This window comes from Metabacillus sp. GQ13 (assembly GCF_059758525.1).
This window is the reverse complement of sequence record NZ_JCAXET010000003.1, coordinates 40592-58288: the sequence shown is the minus strand read 5'-3', so window position 1 is coordinate 58288 and position 17697 is coordinate 40592. Positions and strand designations below refer to the sequence as shown.

The 17697-nt window shown below is 34.6% G+C and carries 21 protein-coding genes; 17 read left to right on the top strand and 4 right to left on the bottom strand.

Annotation, left to right across the window (positions count from 1 at the left end; genetic code table 11):
* Positions 1-398 precede the first annotated feature (398 nt).
* On the top strand, positions 399-2150 hold the full coding sequence (locus tag AC6CHR_RS04215; RefSeq protein WP_498247261.1) for a peptidoglycan D,D-transpeptidase FtsI family protein: 1752 nt from the start codon (positions 399-401) through the stop codon (positions 2148-2150).
* A gap of 275 nt (positions 2151-2425) precedes the next feature.
* Positions 2426-3100 (top strand): YrrS family protein, encoded by a 675-nt coding sequence (locus AC6CHR_RS04210; protein WP_498247260.1) that lies wholly within the window; start codon positions 2426-2428, stop codon positions 3098-3100.
* Positions 3101-3176: 76 nt separating this feature from the next.
* On the opposite strand, the gene AC6CHR_RS04205 is transcribed toward AC6CHR_RS04210, so the two are convergent.
* On the bottom strand, positions 3177-3383 hold the full coding sequence (locus tag AC6CHR_RS04205) for a DUF2536 family protein (protein ID WP_498247258.1): 207 nt from the start codon (positions 3381-3383) through the stop codon (positions 3177-3179).
* A 367-nt stretch (positions 3384-3750) separates the two neighbouring features.
* Here AC6CHR_RS04205 and mtnN point away from each other — a divergent pair, with 367 nt between their 5' ends.
* The 3 genes from mtnN (at position 3751) to AC6CHR_RS04190 (ending at position 5485) form a co-directional block, all read left to right on the top strand.
* On the top strand, positions 3751-4443 hold the full coding sequence (gene mtnN / locus AC6CHR_RS04200; protein WP_498247257.1) for a 5'-methylthioadenosine/S-adenosylhomocysteine nucleosidase: 693 nt from the start codon (positions 3751-3753) through the stop codon (positions 4441-4443).
* 193 nt (positions 4444-4636) lie between these two features.
* The gene (locus AC6CHR_RS04195; protein ID WP_498247256.1) at positions 4637-4867 is read left to right on the top strand and encodes a YrhC family protein; all 231 of its coding nucleotides are present in this window, start codon (positions 4637-4639) and stop codon (positions 4865-4867) included.
* Positions 4868-5338: 471 nt separating this feature from the next.
* Complete coding sequence (locus AC6CHR_RS04190; RefSeq protein WP_498247255.1) at positions 5339-5485, top strand: YrzI family small protein; 147 nt, start codon at positions 5339-5341, stop codon at positions 5483-5485.
* Positions 5486-5711: 226 nt separating this feature from the next.
* Here AC6CHR_RS04190 and sigK read toward each other — a convergent pair whose 3' ends face one another.
* Positions 5712-6434: an RNA polymerase sporulation sigma factor SigK gene (gene sigK / locus AC6CHR_RS04185; protein ID WP_498247254.1), complete on the bottom strand. Its 723-nt coding sequence runs from the start codon at positions 6432-6434 to the stop codon at positions 5712-5714.
* Between the two features lie 254 nt (positions 6435-6688).
* Between sigK and AC6CHR_RS04180 the strand changes: the two genes are divergently transcribed.
* On the top strand, positions 6689-6841 hold the full coding sequence (locus AC6CHR_RS04180; RefSeq protein ID WP_498247253.1) for a hypothetical protein: 153 nt from the start codon (positions 6689-6691) through the stop codon (positions 6839-6841).
* A 250-nt stretch (positions 6842-7091) separates the two neighbouring features.
* Here AC6CHR_RS04180 and AC6CHR_RS04175 read toward each other — a convergent pair whose 3' ends face one another.
* The gene (locus AC6CHR_RS04175; RefSeq protein WP_498247252.1) at positions 7092-7238 is read right to left on the bottom strand and encodes a sporulation histidine kinase inhibitor Sda; all 147 of its coding nucleotides are present in this window, start codon (positions 7236-7238) and stop codon (positions 7092-7094) included.
* Positions 7239-7593: 355 nt separating this feature from the next.
* Between AC6CHR_RS04175 and AC6CHR_RS04170 the strand changes: the two genes are divergently transcribed.
* The 8 genes from AC6CHR_RS04170 (at position 7594) to AC6CHR_RS04135 (ending at position 12708) form a co-directional block, all read left to right on the top strand.
* Positions 7594-8109: a YqeG family HAD IIIA-type phosphatase gene (locus tag AC6CHR_RS04170; RefSeq protein WP_498247509.1), complete on the top strand. Its 516-nt coding sequence runs from the start codon at positions 7594-7596 to the stop codon at positions 8107-8109.
* A gap of 4 nt (positions 8110-8113) precedes the next feature.
* Positions 8114-9217 (top strand): ribosome biogenesis GTPase YqeH, encoded by a 1104-nt coding sequence (gene yqeH / locus AC6CHR_RS04165; protein WP_498247251.1) that lies wholly within the window; start codon positions 8114-8116, stop codon positions 9215-9217.
* A 39-nt stretch (positions 9218-9256) separates the two neighbouring features.
* On the top strand, positions 9257-10099 hold the full coding sequence (aroE, locus tag AC6CHR_RS04160) for a shikimate dehydrogenase (RefSeq protein ID WP_498247250.1): 843 nt from the start codon (positions 9257-9259) through the stop codon (positions 10097-10099).
* Positions 10093-10386 (top strand): ribosome assembly RNA-binding protein YhbY, encoded by a 294-nt coding sequence (yhbY, locus tag AC6CHR_RS04155; protein WP_498247249.1) that lies wholly within the window; start codon positions 10093-10095, stop codon positions 10384-10386. The genes aroE and yhbY overlap by 7 nt, the downstream gene beginning before the upstream one ends.
* Positions 10387-10471: 85 nt before the next feature.
* Positions 10472-11044, top strand: a complete 573-nt coding sequence (locus tag AC6CHR_RS04150) for a nicotinate-nucleotide adenylyltransferase (protein WP_498247248.1) — start codon at positions 10472-10474, stop codon at positions 11042-11044.
* A complete protein-coding gene (gene yqeK, locus AC6CHR_RS04145) occupies positions 11034-11606 on the top strand; it encodes a bis(5'-nucleosyl)-tetraphosphatase (symmetrical) YqeK (RefSeq protein ID WP_498247247.1) in 573 nt (190 codons plus the stop codon). Before AC6CHR_RS04150 ends, yqeK begins: the two co-directional genes overlap by 11 nt.
* Entirely contained in the window at positions 11606-11962 is a 357-nt protein-coding gene (gene rsfS, locus AC6CHR_RS04140; RefSeq protein WP_498247246.1) for a ribosome silencing factor, read from the top strand. Before yqeK ends, rsfS begins: the two co-directional genes overlap by 1 nt.
* On the top strand, positions 11959-12708 hold the full coding sequence (locus tag AC6CHR_RS04135; RefSeq protein WP_498247244.1) for a class I SAM-dependent DNA methyltransferase: 750 nt from the start codon (positions 11959-11961) through the stop codon (positions 12706-12708). Before rsfS ends, AC6CHR_RS04135 begins: the two co-directional genes overlap by 4 nt.
* A gap of 153 nt (positions 12709-12861) precedes the next feature.
* On the opposite strand, the gene comER is transcribed toward AC6CHR_RS04135, so the two are convergent.
* Positions 12862-13695, bottom strand: a complete 834-nt coding sequence (gene comER, locus AC6CHR_RS04130; protein ID WP_498247243.1) for a late competence protein ComER — start codon at positions 13693-13695, stop codon at positions 12862-12864.
* A gap of 136 nt (positions 13696-13831) precedes the next feature.
* On the opposite strand from comER, the gene AC6CHR_RS04125 reads away from it, so the two are divergent.
* The 3 genes from AC6CHR_RS04125 (at position 13832) to AC6CHR_RS04115 (ending at position 17667) form a co-directional block, all read left to right on the top strand.
* Positions 13832-14458 (top strand): helix-hairpin-helix domain-containing protein, encoded by a 627-nt coding sequence (locus AC6CHR_RS04125; protein WP_498247242.1) that lies wholly within the window; start codon positions 13832-13834, stop codon positions 14456-14458.
* Between the two features lie 191 nt (positions 14459-14649).
* On the top strand, positions 14650-15204 hold the full coding sequence (locus tag AC6CHR_RS04120) for a ComE operon protein 2 (protein WP_498247241.1): 555 nt from the start codon (positions 14650-14652) through the stop codon (positions 15202-15204).
* Between the two features lie 147 nt (positions 15205-15351).
* Positions 15352-17667: a DNA internalization-related competence protein ComEC/Rec2 gene (locus AC6CHR_RS04115; RefSeq protein WP_498247240.1), complete on the top strand. Its 2316-nt coding sequence runs from the start codon at positions 15352-15354 to the stop codon at positions 17665-17667.
* Positions 17668-17697 lie beyond the last annotated feature (30 nt).

Below are 17697 nucleotides of genomic sequence, written 5' to 3'. Positions count from 1 at the left end.
GAGTAGAATCTGGAGGTCGCTTTTTCCTGAAAGAGTGGAAAAAGGAGAGCGCTTTTTCCTGAAAGAGTGGAAAAAGGAGGTCGCTTTTTCCTGAAAGAGTGGAAAAAGGAAGTCGCTTTTTCCTGAAAGAGTGGAAAAAGGAGGTCGCTTTTTCCTGAAAGAGTGGAAAAAGGAGGGCACTTTTTCCTGAAAGAGTGGAAAAAGGAAGTCGCTTTTTCCTGAAAGAGTGGAAAAAGGAGGGCACTTTTTCCTGAAAGAGTGGAAAAAGGAGGTCGCTTTTTCCTGAAAGAGTGGAAAAAGGAGGTCGCTTTTTCCTGAAAGAGTGGAAAAAGGAAGGCGCTTTTTCCTGAAAGAGTGGAAAAAGGAGGGCACTTTTTCCTGAAAGGAGATGATATGTTTTGATAAGAAAAAGGTTAATTTTTGTTGGTTCTGCTTTTGTAATAGCAATTTTTTTAATTATTTTCCGATTGGCTGATATCCAATTAATTCATACGGAGTCTTTTTCGAAAAAAGGTGTTAATTTAGTTCAGGAGAGTGTTAATCAGCGAACTCAAGAGGTGGTTATTGATGATGGTAGAGGACGTTTCGTAGATCGTAATGGAGATTCTTTGCGGAATAAAGTTGAACCTTCACTTGTTTTATTTCCATTTTTGAAAAATATTGAATGGCCTGTTGGGGAGCTTGCGGAAGAGGTTAATATTTCCAGTTCGGAGCTGAATAGGAGATTAGAGAATACGAAAGAACCACTTGTCCTTTCAAGTGAGGACGGGGTAGAGCTATCAAAATCGGATTTAGAAAGTATAAACAATATGAAGATACCAGGTGTTTTTGGTATTTATCGGCAAACGAAAGTCGAAGAAACTATTGGTGAACATATTATTGGCATTACAGGCGAAAATGCAGAGGTGCTACGTAAGAAATATCCTGATCGTCTGGATTTGTCCTATAAAACAAAAATTGGACTAACAGGTCTTGAAGATGCATTTGATGAATTTCTTCTACCTGATGCAGAAACGAAACTCCTGTACCATGTAGATGGAACTGGTAATCCACTATTTGGCGTAAATGTAAAGTATATGGCGGATTCTAATCCATTTTATCCTGTAACAGTTGAAACTACAATTGACAAAGAAATCCAACAAGTTGCTGAAGATGTATTAAGTAAACAGCAAGTTAATAAGGGTGGATTAGTTCTACTTGATATTGAATCTAATAATGTGCTTGCAATGGTTAGCTGGCCTAAACTGAACCGATCTGATGACAAAACAATAATTAATCAAATGATACAACCCATATTTCCAGGTTCAATTTTTAAAACAGTCATTTCTGCTGCTGCAATTGAATATGGTTTAGATGATGCGACTAGAGAATTTAATTGTAATTTAAATTTACATGGGGAACTGGATGGAAACCAGGATGATGGAAATCTTAGTTTTTCCAGAAGCTTTGCCAAAAGTTGCAATTACACCTTTACCACATTAGCACGAGAATTAATGGAAAATGATAAAAATGTAATTGAGAATACGGCTGAAAGATTAGGTTTGGTTGGACCTGTTGGTTGGAGCGGAGAGGTTTTTCATTATCAAAATTTTAAGCAGCTTCCTAACGAGAAGGTAGGGAGTATTTGGGGAGATGAAAAGGAAAAAGGAGTAGAGAGAGCTATTGATCAAACTGCTATTGGTCAAAAGGATGTAAAGGTTACTCCTTTAGGGGTTGCAAATATGATGGCAACGATTGCTCGCGGCGGTCAAAAACATCAAGTGAAAATCGTAGAAAATATATTGTATAAAAATGGAACTAATATGTTTGAGTTTACGTCTAATTCATTAGAAGGTGAAAAAATATCACCATTTACAGCATCAAAGCTTCAGGAACTACTGAGATTAGTTGTAACTGATGTGGAGGGAACTGGTAGGAGGTTTCAAACTTTAAATTATGAGGTTTCTGGTAAGTCAGGAACCGCTCAAATCGGTAAAAAGAATGAAGCTGGTGAACAACTTTATAACAAATGGTTTGCAGGCTATTTCCCATCAAATAAACCAAAATATGCTCTTGTTGTCGTGGAAATGGACACAACTAGTCCCGAGGCTGGTACAAATGCAGCATTTTACGATATGGTCAATGAATTATCAATGATAGATGGGAGGTAAATTTTATTTAGCATGACAGTGGTAATAAATCCAGAAATAAGTAATGCATACACTATCAACCACCTATAGGTGATGAGGGAATAGTAAGGGAATTATTTAAACCACATGTAAATTCCTTTATAGGAGATTTGCCGGTTAGATAGATGTATAGGATATGATTCTAATTGCCTAGTGATGAAAATATGTATAAAATGACCAGATAAAACAACTAGATAGTAAGAGATTCTAGTGCTAGAATAGGACAGAAGGTATGAGGGAAAAAGGAGTGTAGGACATTGAGTAATTTTCATGTAAACTCTCGTTATGAAAAAAGAGATAAGCGTAGAAAAACAAACGTTGTATTAAACACATTAATAGGAATTGTCGCGGTACTAATTTTATTTATTGGGTACCAATTGATGTTTGGGGGAAGTGCTGAAAAAACGGCAAAATACAACGAACAACCTGATATAAAGCTTGCAAATGAAGAAAAAAGTAATGAAGAGGAAAAAATAGATAAAGAGAAAAATCAAGATAGCAAGACGAAAGATGATAAGACAGAGGAAGAAATAGACGCAGAAAAGGACTCTGAGGAGAGTGCTGATGAAGAAACAGAAGAAGATGAAGATCCTCTTGAACAACCAACAATAACCGAAGGTGAACCAGGATCCGGTGTTGAAGAAACCATTGAGAATCCAGGCTGGTCACCAATTGGTACGTCTCAAACAGAGCCTCATGCGGCTAATTATGATAAAGGGTCACAGGACTGGGCTGAAATGACAAAGGCACTTAGCTATGCAACAGGGATCCCTGAGTCTGATATGATAATATGGTTTTTAGGTAACAACGGATCACCAAACGACGCTACCGGTACGATCTCACCTAAAGATAAATCTGCAAAATACAAGGTTTATATAACGTGGGTTGAAAACAAGGGTTGGAAGCCAACCAAAATTGAAAAACAAAATTAATTAGGCCATTTCTACTGAAGTAATAAATATTTGTATAAAAGGCAGTGACTACTTTTCAGTCACTGCCTTTTTGTGCCTAAATAGTAGCTTTAAAATGAACAATAGCACTATAAAACCTTTTGCCGTCCTCAGTTACATGCATTTGATGTGTAACTGAATGGACGGATAATAAAATTGCTTGGTTATGAATAACTTGTTCATTTATTCTTTTCTCTAGATCGTTTATTGAAGTAGCTTCAAATATTTCGATTTTATCCTTAATCACGTCTAGCTGAAAATTCATATTCTTTCACCTCTAGTCATACAAGAGTATAGAAAAATAGTATCAAATTCCCGTAGTTTTGAACAGATTACATGATGTTTATTTGAATTCATTGTACCACTCTTGCTTTGTAAGCGTGAAATAGGTAAACTTTTATTGGTGCTCACGTTAAATAGCAAGCGTACACTATAATATATCTTGGTGGTAATAATAAATTAAATATGAAGGCATCCTAGAGACTTTGGAAGTGCGTTTACTACTAGTGTGGAGAAGACAAGCATTTAAGGTTACTGTTTTCTTAGAATCTCGCTAGTTACTATTTATGACTATTAAGAGTTTAAAGAAGGATAGCACCTTTATTCCAAAGGTAAAGAAAGGAAATGAAAAAATGAAAATAGCAATAATTGGTGCAATGGAAGAAGAAGTAACTATACTTAGAGAAAAATTAACTAATCGAGAGGTAGAGGTTTTTGCTGGGAGTGAATTTACAAAAGGAATTTATAAAGGCGTAGAGGTAGTCCTATTAAAATCTGGTATCGGAAAAGTAAATGCAGCTATGAGTACTACCTTATTATTAGATCGATATAAACCTGATTATGTGATTAACACTGGATCTGCTGGTGGATTTCATCCATCATTAAATGTTGGTGATGTCGTGATTTCCTCGGAAGTAAGGCATAATGATGTTGATGTTACTGCTTTCGGTTATGAATATGGACAGGTTCCGGGATTACCTGCATCTTACATACCTGATCAAATGCTTGTCGATGTTGCTGTTAAAAAGGCGGAAGAAATTAGTGGTATCCAAGTAACAAAAGGATTAATAGTTACTGGTGACTCATTCTTAAGTGATCCAGTAAAAGTTGATTTTATTCGTAGTAAATTTAATGATTTACACGCAGGAGAAATGGAAGCAGCCGCAATTGCACAAGTTTGTCATTTATTTAATGTTCCATTTGTTGTGATTAGGGCATTGTCTGATATAGCAGGAAAAGAGTCAAATGTATCATTTGATCAATTTCTTGATCAAGCAGCAAAGAACTCAGCAAACTTGGTTTTAAAAATGGTTGAATCAATATAATTTAAAGATGGTTAGTATAGCTCAAGAAAAATAAGCACTAGTGAAATAGGTGTTTTCAACCCATTTTACTAGTGGTTTTTGCTTTAATGGTACCATCTGAAGGCTTTGTTAATGGTGGAATTTACATGGTTATTAGTCTATTAGTTTGTGTTATTGTGTTTATATGACACATTAAGTAGGCGGGATAAACGATATGAATAAGAAGAAACTTCAAGCTCTAATGGTTGATTTTAAGCAATATGCATTTATCCTATTAGCGGTTAGTGTATTTTTTTATATTGGAGTTGTATTACCTGATGAAGGAAAAAAAGAGATCTATGATATTATTCTTATGTTTTCGACGTTATTCCTTTTAATGGGTTCATTTGTCTGTTTCAAGATCTCTTTAAAATATAAGAAACAAAGTGAAGAATTGGATAAATAAGAATAGTAAATTAAATTCATCTAACGAGCCATTTTAAGGGGTCGTTTTTTTTTTCTTTTTTTCAAAGAACGGTAAAAAACTATTTACAGGTATGGAAATTAAGGATATAATTACCAAGTATTAACTAAAACACTAAAAGGAGGTCGAAGAAAATGAACAGATGTAAAGATTTTCTATTACCTAATCACAATTTAATAACTCAACTATTCGACCATTTGGTGATGTGAATTTTTAACTTTTTAAGGAATGTTACGTTTAAGATTACGCCACGGGTTGATAGATAAATTTGTGGCGATATATATGCATTTTCATGACCATAACGTCACAGGTTGCCTGTGGCGTTTTTTGTACATTATTTTATGTGTGAAAAAAGGACGTTAGCGTTTTTGATGGAATCATCTTCCTTTAAAGAATTTGGCAACCTGTGAGAATAAATGGGTTGTGAAATGCTTTAAAGGAGGTGTACTTTACATGACAATCAATTTATTTTTTATCACATTAACTTTCTCAGTGTCGAAGCGAAAAAAGTCTAAAGAAGAATTTGAAAAAGATTTAGAAGTTGAAAGACGAATGGAACAAGCTAGAGAGAAAACATTTGATTATTTTCATCACATGTAATTTGTGAATTTTCAAAAATTTGGGAGGCGATAAACATGTTAAGAATGATACTTTTGGCACATTTAATTGTAGAGAAGGATACAGCTTAGTTTGTGTATATGATTGGTTCCAAAGAATAAAGAAAATTCATATTTTAATTGTCTAGTTTTTCTAATGTTGTTATTACCTTGGTGTAGGAAGTACATGTAAAATAAAGTTTCATAAAAAAAGGAGAAAGCATTAAGCTTTACTCCTTTTTCCGGTTTCTTTTTTCTTTTTCTGCTCTATAAAACTCATGGAACATTTTCATTAGAGCACGTTTTTCGATCCTTGAAACATAGCTTCTAGAAATACCTAATTCTTTCGCAATTTCTCGTTGTGTTTTTTCCTTTTTTAAATCAAGACCAAAACGTCCAACGATTACTTCCTTTTCTCTGCCGTCTAAAATGTTGATATATTCCTTAACCTTTTCAAGCTCCATGTTTAATTGAATTGTATCGATGACATCTTCACTTTCAGACTTTAAAACATCAATTAAACTAATTTCATTACCCTCTTTATCTTGACCAATAGGATCATGTAACGACACATCTTTTTTTGTTTTCTTTAGAGCTCGTAAATGCATCAAGATCTCGTTTTCTATACATCGAGCAGCATAGGTTGCAAGTTTAGTACCTTTACCTTGTGAGTAGCTTTCAATTGCTTTTATCAAGCCTATCGTTCCAATTGAAATAAGGTCTTCGGAGTCTTCCCCAGTGTTTTCGAATTTTTTTACGATATGAGCAACGAGTCGCAAATTATGTTCGATTAAAAGGTTTCTTGCATAATCGTCACCCTCTGACATAAGTTGTAGATATTTTTTCTCGTCAGTCGCAGACAAAGGCTGTGGGAAGGCATTATTTTTTACATAAGATACTAAGAACACTAATTCTTTTACAAAAATACCTAGTGCTGTTATGAGCCCTGTCATACCTCCACCTCCACTAAAACTATTATCTAGGCTTATGCCTATAAGTCATGTTTATGTGTGAAGTTGCTAGTTCGTGCATGTACGAGGAAAGAAGATCTTATATGTATTTTATTTTTTCAATTATAAGTACATTGAATTGGATATAAATGATTAAAAAAGGTAAGTAGTCGTGCATTCGTGATAGCTGCCTAATCACTTTTAGAGGAATGTACATATTTATATTTTAGTTAAAAAGTTAGAGGAGGAATCCTGCGATGTCTGGTTATTCACAATATGGTCCTGGTCCATATCCTAATTATCCAACATATGCATCAATTGGTTACGGCTTTTGGTATGCTTTCATTATTGTCTTGTTAATTATCTTGCTTGTTGGTGGGGGATTTTACTATTATCGATATTTTTATTAAGCGTTGTTTTTTAGAAGTAGGAATTGGATTGAGTTTCTAGATTTTAGGCAATAGAGTATTTGACAGAACATTCTAAAAAGAGGATGACTTATGGGTCATCCTCTTTCGACAAATTCATTGACGTATAAAGTTATAGTGGTGACTGAAAACAAGTGTTATAATAACATTCATTAATTAGATGATACATATAGAGTTTAAAGGAAATGCTAAACAAATAGTCACTTGGAATTTGTGATAGGCGGCGTAAAGCTTAAGAAGAGGCCTTTAGATTTAAAACATGTGCTAAAGAACGGCGCTTAATTTCTAGCGTGATGAGCTCTATAAAATCGTCATTTAGTTTCATTTCAGTAGCTTTATAGTAAGATTCAATTAACAATTCATCTGAAAGTTTACGCATTTTATATGGCCAACTAGGCTCTACACCTCCTATCAGGGATTTTTTGTAAATGTTATATTTTGTATTAAGTTAAATCTAACATGAATAATTCTGGAGAACAACCGTTCTCTTTATCCACAGCCCTTGGTGGATAAACTGTGGGTATAATGTTTATAAGGTGTAGAAAGTGAGTCACTTCAAGAGTGAATATGTGTATAATATTATCCACAAGTGTAGAAGAGGCTCATATTTTGTCGAAAACTTTTTATGATATTTATGAATTTTACGCATAGACTATAAGTTTCTTTTGAAAGTAACCGTTAAATTCGTTATGATGTAAGATGGCAAAAAAATGAATAATGAGGTGCATAAACTCATGCTACAGCAATTTTTACCTGGTGAATATGTTAAAAGTATTTTTCAAATATCTCCAAAGAAATTAAAGGACAGTGGAATTAAAGGTATCATTACGGACTTAGATAATACACTTGTTGAATGGGACCGACCTAATGCCACACCTCAATTACTAGAATGGTTTAAAGAAGTAAAAGAGAATGGAATGGATATTACAATCGTCTCGAATAATAATGAGAGACGTGTCAAGGCATTTAGTGACCCGCTTAAAATTCCTTTTATTTTCAAGGCTAGAAAGCCGATGGGTAAAGCGTTCTTAAAGGCAGTTAAAAATATGAATTTAAAAAAAGAAGAAGTTGTTGTTATCGGTGATCAGCTATTAACGGATGTTTTGGGAGGAAACCGAAATGGTTTCAAAACAATTTTAGTTGTCCCAGTGGCTCAAACAGACGGTTTCTTCACAAAGATCAATAGAAGAATTGAAAGAAGAATCATGGAAAGCTTAAAACGAAAAGGAATGATTCAGTGGGAGGAGTAAAAACGTGTCAGAAAAATTTTCATGTATAGGCTGTGGTATAGCCATTCAAACAGAAGAGCCTGAAAAAATAGGCTATACACCTGAAAGTGCATTAGCTAAGGAATCAATTATTTGTCAACGTTGCTTCCGTTTAAAGAACTATAATGAAATTCAAGATGTCTCATTAACTGATGACGATTTTTTGAAAATCTTACATGGTATTGGTGAGACGAACGGGCTAATAGTTAAAATTGTTGATATTTTTGATTTTAATGGCAGCTGGCTGCAAGGTATTCAACGCTTAGTCGGCGGGAATCCTATCTTATTAATAGGAAATAAAAGTGACATCTTACCAAAATCAGTTAAACCACAACGTCTAATTAATTGGATGAAAAGAGAAGCAAAAGAATTAGGACTAAAACCAATTGATGTATGCTTAGTGAGTTCAGCAAGGGGCCAAGGAATAAAAGAGGCTGCTGAATTAATCGATACATATAGAAATGGTCAAGATGTTTATGTAGTTGGTTGTACGAATGTAGGAAAATCAACTTTTATTAATCGAATGATAAAGGAAGTTGCAGATGTTAACGATGTGATTACAACTTCCCATTATCCTGGGACTACGTTAGATTTGATTGAAATTCCACTAGATAATGGAGCATCACTATATGATACGCCTGGAATAATAAATCATCATCAAATGGCTCATTTTGTTGATAAACGGGATCTAAAACTATTGAGTCCTAAAAAAGAATTGAAACCGAAAGTATTCCAACTTAATGAAAACCAAACATTATATTTTGGCGGACTTGCTCGATTTGATTATGTGTCAGGTGGTAGGGATTCTTTAGTTTGTTATATACCAAATGAGCTCACAATTCATCGTACAAAGAGAGAAAATGCAGATGCATTGTATGAAAAACATGTTGGTGAGTTATTAACACCACCTAGAAAAGAAGATGTTTCTGAGTTTCCTAAGCTAATCCCACATGAATTCACGATCAAGGAAGAAAAAATGGATGTTGTTTTTTCAGGTTTAGGTTGGGTAACAATCAACAATTCGGGAAAAAAAATTGTGGCTTATGCCCCGCAAGGTGTAAATGTAACAATAAGAAAATCGTTAATCTAGGTATATTACAGCCTTAAGATAAGTGGGAGAGGAAAGAAAATGGGGAACTTATATGGAGTGATTGGCTGTCCAATCAAACATTCTATGTCACCTGCCATTCATAATGATGCTTTTAAGGAAAAGAATATAGACGGATACTACCACGCTTTTCATGTAGAGCCTTCTCAATTAGGAGAATCGATACTTGCTTTAAAAACTTTAGGTGTAAGAGGCTTTAATGTGACAATTCCCCATAAAATCTCAATCATTCCGTATTTGGATGAATTAGATCAAACAGCTGGAATTGTAGGGGCAGTAAATACTGTCGTAAATGTAAATGGGCGATTAATCGGTTATAATACAGATGGTAACGGATATATCAAATCACTGCTAAATGTTTTAAAAAAGCCCATTGCAGATCATAGAATTTTAATTATCGGCGCTGGTGGTGCAGCAAGAGGGATTTTTTATACACTTGCGTACCAAGATTGCCTAGAGATTGACCTAACAAATCGAACGATATCAAAAGCTGAAGAGCTTATAAGAGACTGCCCTTTTGAAAATAAAAGTAAAGCATTATCGTTAGAAGATGCTGAAAGGTCCTTAGAAAACTACGATATTATTATACAAACAACAGCAGTAGGACTGCACCCTAATAGTGACTGTAAACCTTTATCATTAGCAAATGCGAAACGAACAGCTGTTGTTAGTGATATTGTATATAATCCTATTCAAACTGCATTGTTGAAGGAAGCTGAAGAACTTAACTTAACCATTCTTAATGGTGTTGGAATGTTTGTCCACCAAGCTGCAATTGCATTTGAATTATGGACAGGACAAGTTCCATCAACAAAAAAAATGACATCTATTGTGTATGACAAATTAGGAGGAACACTATGTTAACAGGTAAACAAAAACGATTTTTACGTTCTGCAGCCCATAACTTAAATCCAATTTTTCAGGTGGGTAAGGGTGGAGTAAATGATAATATGATTAAGCAAATAGGAGAAGCATTAGAAGCTCGTGAGCTGTTCAAAGTATCTATTTTGCAAAACTGTGAAGAAGATAAAAATACAGTTGCCACCCAATTAGTTAACGGTACAGGAGCAGAGCTTGTTCAGGTTATTGGAAATATAATTGTCCTATATAAAGAATCAAAGGAAAATAAACAACTTCGATTACCTAATTAGAATTGGTCACTTAAAGAAGAAATATCCAATTCAATAATGATGACGAATGTAAGTATCAAAGCTTGATTTAGAGAGGAGGGTAATGATGGCGAAAAGAATAGGTATTTTAGGTGGCACATTTGATCCGCCACACAATGGGCATCTGTTAATTGCAAGTGAGGTTTTACACAGCTTGCACTTATCAGAAGTCTGGTTTATGCCTAATCAAATACCTCCTCATAAGCAGAATGAACACTTTACAGATAGTCAGCACCGACTTACTATGTTAAAGTTAGCTACTTGTGATCAACAACAATTTAAAATAGAAACAATTGAATTGGAACGAACAGGCCCTTCCTATACATATGATACTCTTTGTCTTTTAAAGGAACATTTTCCAGCGTATTCCTTTTATTTTATTATCGGAGCAGATATGATTGAGTATTTACCTAAATGGCATAAGGTTGAGAAGGTCATTGAACTTGTTACGTTTGTTGGAGTAAAACGTCCGGGATATCTTACAAAGACTGAATATCCTATAATGGAAGTTGAAATACCAGAGTTTGACGTATCATCAACCATGCTTAGAAAAAGGTTAAAGGAAAGAGAAAATACTGCTTATCTTCTACCTGAAGATGTGAAAAGATATATAGAGGAGAATCACTTATATGGAACGTGAACAAGCTTTAAAGATTGTATCCGAGCAGATCACAGAGCATCGATATGTTCATACAATAGGTGTAATGGAAACGGCGATACATTTAGCTCAAAGATATGGGGAAGATAGTAAAAAAACTGAAGTTGCAGCTATTTTTCATGATTATGCTAAGTTTCGTTCAAAAGATGAAATGCGAAAAATCATCGTTGATCAAAGGATGCCAAGTCAATTACTAGAACATAATAGTGAGCTTTGGCATGCACCTGTTGGGGCTTATTTAGTAGAGAGTGAAGTTGGGATCACGGATAATGATGTATTAAACGCCATTAGATATCATACATCTGGAAGACCAAATATGACGCTCTTAGAAAAAATTATTTATGTTGCAGACTATATTGAACCAGGGCGTCAGTTTCCAGGAGTTGAAGAGGTACGAGGAATAGCCAGTATAAATCTTGACCAAGCTTTAATTAAATCAATAAAAAACACAATGGTTTTTTTACTAAAAAAAGACCAAGCAATATATCCAGATACACTTCAAACATATAATTCTTTAGTTTTAAAAGGAGGAAGATCTACTTAATGAATGAGAGAGAGATTTTAACAAAAATAGCAAAAGCCGCAGATAGTAAACGTGCAGAAGATATTATAGCACTTAATATGAAAGGTATTTCTTTAATAGCGGATTATTTTCTGATCTGTCATGGTAATTCTGACAGACAGGTTCAGGCTATTGCAAGAGAGATTAAAGAGCAAGCAGCAGAGGTTGATATTCATGTAAAGCGTTTAGAAGGTTTTGATGAAGCAAGATGGATATTAATTGATCTTGGAGATATTGTTGCTCATGTCTTTCATAAAGATGAAAGAGGGTATTACAATTTAGAAAGACTTTGGGGAGATGCACCTAAAGAGAATTTAACAAGCGAGTTAAATCAATGATTTATCAAGGCTTTGCCTATATCTATGATCAGCTTATGAAAGATGCCCCTTATGACGAATGGGTATCTTTCATTAATGAGTCAATCTCATTATTTAACCCAGAAGCAAAGAGACTTATGGATGTGGGCTGTGGTACAGGTGAAATTACGATTCGATTAGCACAACAAAAGTTTGATGTTACAGGTGTTGATCTAAGTGAGGATATGCTCACAGTAGCCCAGTCTAAGCTTAGCGAGCAGAAAGTAGACGTATTATTCCTTCAGCAAGATATGAGGGAGCTAGCAAGCTTTACTGGCGATTTTGATGTGGTGACCATTTGTTGTGATTCATTAAATTATTTAAAGAGCAAAGAAGATGTCCAAGCGACTTTCCAAGCGATTTATCACCAGTTAAAAGATAACGGTTTATTGATTTTTGATGTCCATTCAATACATAAAATACATTCTATCTTTGCAGGGGCAACTTTTGCTGACCAGGATGAGGACGTCAGCTTTATTTGGAAATCTTATGTTGGAGAAGAACAAAACAGCATAGAGCATGATATGTCCTTTTTTGTAAGACAAAATGAACAATATGATCGTTACGACGAACTACATTATCAAAGGACATATACAATAGAAGAATATACCTCGATGCTAGAAACAGCATCTTTTAATTTTTTAAAAGTATGTGGTGATTTTCAATTAGATAAATCTCCAACTTCTACTTCGGAAAGGTTGTTCTTTATTGCAAAAAAGAATGGATAACGGAAAAAAACAGGTGGATACCATTCACCTGTTTTTTTGCTTTTTGCAACATTGGAGAAATCAACTCTTTAAACATCTAAAGTGTTTGTGGATATAGCGAAAAATAAAATAAAATGTCTAATTAAAGGAGGATAATAAAGTACCAATATAGAATTATTTATTTGGAACTTTATTAAATTGAACAGAAACCTCTTCTATATCTTCGTAGTACTTTTCATGTGTCACACGAATAATTTTATTGAACATATCTCCAACTTCTTCTTCGAGGACTTTTATACCCATGCCGGTCACTCCACCTTTTACACAGACTTTTTCCTGAAGTGTTGGCAGAGTATAGAGTTCAGTTTCAAGTAATTTACCCATCCCGATAATCATCTCACTTGCTAACAAAACAGCCTGATTTTTAGTGATATTCGTTTCTGCTACAGCCCCATCTACAAATTTTTGAAGTAAAAAACTAAAAAATGCCGGTCCACAGCTAACAATATCAGACGATACTCTTGTAATATTATCATCAATTTGTACAGGCTTAGATATTTGCTCAAATAATTGTTTGATTGTTCTCTTTGTATGTCTGTGACAGGTATTCCCGTAAGTAATTAGTGATACCCCTGAGAAGGCTCGATTTGTAATACTAGGGATCACTCTGGCTACTTGACACCTAACAAGTAATTCTAGCTGTTGTACTCGAATCGGACTAGTAATCGAAATCAGACATTTGTTTGGTGTTAAAAGATAATCTATCTGTTTTAATAGGGGGTGTATGTCTAATGGCTTCACACAAATAAAAATTATATCAGAATGTTTGACTACTTCCTCCGCTGAACTCACGTTATTTATTTCTGGATATATAGCTTTTATCGCCTTAACTTTACCCTGAGTTCGATTTGTCATATAAATAGAAGAGGGTCTAATCGAACCTGATTCAATAAACGATTCAATTAAAATTCTTCCCATGTTCCCTGTTCCAACAAAACCTACATTCAAAGTATATCCCCTCCTTAGAATGCATATCTCTCTTACACCATATGTTTTTAGTTAGATATTTATGAGTATGAAAGATATAACCTTATTATTATTGTATTTTATTGAATGTATAAATTTTACAAGGAGGTCCAGTATTATGGATTTTATAAGGAAGTATAAATTATGGATAGTAGCGTCGTCTATTCTAATCGTATTTATAGGTTTTTATTATTATGTCATGAGAGATTCCTCATCTACTGAAATAGGTAATCCCCAAGTTGTCGAGAATCCTTTTAACCTGTCGGAAAATACTCAGACTCAGGAAACCGAAGGCAATGTAGAGGAAGGTGAGCTTATTGTTGATATAAAGGGTGCTATCAAGCAGCCTGGTGTCTATGAGTTGCAGATTGGGGAAAGAGTCCATCACCTCATTGAAGAGGCAGGTGGACTTACTAGGGACGCAGATGAATTAGCAATTAATTTAGCAGCTCCTTTGCAAGACGGAATGGTTTTGTATATTCCTAAAGAAGGAGAAGTAATCAATAACCCATTTATGACACCTAACTCACTAGAGGAAAGCAAGAGCAATGACAAAATTAATATAAATAAAGCTTCGAGTGAAGAGCTCCAAATGTTGACAGGAATTGGTGTTTCAAAGGCGGAAGCTATTATTCAATATAGAGAGGAAAGTGGTTATTTTAACTCCCCAGAAGACCTCCTTAACGTATCAGGTATTGGAGAAAAGTCGCTGGAGAAAATAAAAGAAGAAATTACCACAAAATAATCTTTTCTAAATGAAATAAACAGGTTTCTTAGATCTTAATGTGGAAATGGCAAGGCGGTGAGTGATTGAATATAGGACAATCATGTAAAATTGGTAGCTAATCCTTTTGAAAATGCATAAATAATCAATTGACGTCTATTACGATTTCTCGATAAACTAGGGTAAGAAAATTGTCGAGTGGAGGAGTTTTTGTGAGTCGAATTTCCTGGAACCAATATTTTATGTCACAAAGTCATTTATTGTCTTTAAGAAGCACGTGTACAAGGCTAGAAGTTGGAGCAACAATTGTTCGAGATAAACGAATGATAGCTGGTGGTTATAATGGCTCGATAGCAGGAGGAGTTCATTGCTCTGATGAGGGTTGTTATGTCATAGATAATCATTGTGTGAGAACGATCCATGCTGAAATGAATGCTTTACTACAATGCGCAAAATTTGGGGTGCCGACTGAAGGTGCAGAAATTTATGTGACGCACTTTCCATGCCTACAATGTTGTAAGGCGCTTATTCAAAGTGGGATAAGAGCAGTTTATTATGCAGTTGAATATAAAAATCATCCATATGCAATCGAACTTTTTAAACAAGCTAATGTGAAAGTGGAACATGTTCCGCTAGAAAAACGCATGGATAAAAAAGATCAGGAGAAACAGGAATTCATCTCTAATTTACTTGAAAAGCTTGCCAACACATCATTGAGTGATAAAGAAATAAAACAATTATATAAAAAGTCAGAATCACTCCTATAAATTGCCTTCAATTCTTGGTTAGATTAATGGATGGCTAAAGTTGTTTTGTTATTGATCTCCCGTATTAGCCTACTGTAACAAAACAAGTCAAATACGGGAGTCATATGAATTAAGCGAAAAATGAAAATGTTTGAGGTGAATAATTTTTTGAAGGGAAAGCTATTATTCTTAGCTGTTTCTGCATGTATATCAATCATGATGTGTCGGTTTCATTTTAATCCGTTCTTTGTAGTAGTAACATGTTCGTTTTTCATTTTCCTTCTTGCGAAAAAGAGAAAGCTACTTTTTCTCCTATGTCTGGTAACGAGTGCATTATTTAGTTGGATGTATATATCTATTGAAAACAGTAATGAAACTACCTTAAAAGAAGGAAATCTTATTACAAGTGGATATTTATCATCTATTCCTACTATTAATGGAAATCAATTTCGTGCCAATATTAAGATTAATAATGGTGAAAAACTAAGTAGCTATTATACAATTAAGACAAAAAGGGAGAAAGAGGCGCTAGCAAATTTAAAACCAGGTGATGTTTGTGGATTCGCTGGTGATTTAGTCCTGCCGAAATCACCAACGATGCCGAATGCCTTTAATTATAAACAGTACCTTCATGATCATTATATTCATTGGCAATTTCAACTCAATGAAGTTGGTGATTGTAAAAAAAACAAAAATGACTTGCTATTGTTTCTATTAAAAATCAGACAAAAGGGGTTAGATTTCATTAAGGATAATTTTCCAATAAGCTCGGTTGGGATCGTTCAGGCTCTACTATTTGGAGAAAGAAATATGTTAGATACAGATGTTGAACTTGCTTACCAACAGCTTGGAATTGTCCACTTACTTGCAATATCTGGTTTACATGTTGGTTTGTTAGTAAGTGGGATTTATACATTATTAATATATTCAGGATTGACTCATGAAAAGACAAGAATTATTCTAATTATCCTATTGCCAATGTATATAGTTGTTACTGGTGCGGCACCCTCAGTTATTCGAGCTTCATTTATGGTCATTTTATACTTCATATTAAAGCTAGCAAAAAAGAAAGTAGTTGCAGTAGATGTGATTAGCTTTACTTTCCTAGTCCTTCTTATGATAAATCCTTATTATTTGTTTCAAATTGGATTTCAACTTTCTTATGTCGTCAGCTTTGGTTTGCTTCTATCCTTTGGGATCATAGAAAAACTGACGAGTTGGATTGCGAAATTAGCCGTTGTTTCTGTTGTTGCACAGCTTCTCTCATTACCACTTTTGATCTATCATTTCTACGAAATATCAATTATAAGTGTACCGATGAATATGCTGTTTGTCCCACTTTATTCTTTTGTGGTTTTGCCCTTAGCGATAGTCTCCTCCTTCATGACAATGATCTCATCAACAATCGGAGCTCATGTCATCACTGTATTTAGTCATTTCCTGCAACAAACTCATCAACTTGTCTTATTTGCCTCTACCTTGCCATACACAACCTACACTGCTGGAAAACCACCACTCTTTGTCATCGCTTGTTTAGTCAGTTTTACATTCAATTTATTTCTACGGTCTGAGCAGACTATTAATCTGAAATTGCTTTGTCGACCAGCGGTTTATGTATTACTTATCTTACTCATTCCAATGGTAATTCCATATGTAAATCCTAATGGAAAGGTGTTGTTCATCGATGTTGGCCAAGGTGACAGTATATTTATTCAACGACCATTTAATAAGGGTAACTATCTAATTGATACTGGTGGGAGAATATCTTTTCCAAAAGAGGATTGGGAAGAGTCTAGTCAACCCTTTTCTATTGCAAGCGATGTTACTATTCCATATTTAAAGTCACTCGGTATAACTGAGTTAGATGCTTTATTTTTAACTCACGGAGATTTGGATCATATAGGTGAGACCCAGCCATTAATTGATGAAATAAAGGTACAGGAGTTAATTATTCCAGAAGATTTTGTTCGTGGAGAATTAGAACAACAAACCCTTAGCTACGCAATGAGTAAAATGATTGATATAAAAACGGTTAAAGCTGGAGACCAACTTTGGTTTAATGATTTTACATTTTATGTCGTTGCTCCAAGTATACGAACAGCCAGTAAGAATGATGATTCTTTGGTGTTATGGTTTGAGGTAGGAGGGCTAAAATGGTTACTTACAGGAGATGGTGAAATGGATGGTGAAGCGCGGATAATAAACCTTTATCCATCTTTAAGGGCAGACGTATTAAAGCTAGGACATCATGGGAGTAGAACATCTTCATCTGAAAACTTTTTAGAACAAATACAGCCGTCGATCGCAGTCGTTTCGGTTGGGCATAACAATCGCTATCAACATCCACACACTGAAGTTCTAGAGAGGATGTCTATCCAACAAATTCCTTTGTTAAGAACAGATACAGATGGTGCAATTATGTATCAATTTAAAGGAAATACTGGAACCTTTTCTACCTATCCCCCATATATTAAAGTAAAATAACCCCACGAAAAAGAGACTACTATTACGCAG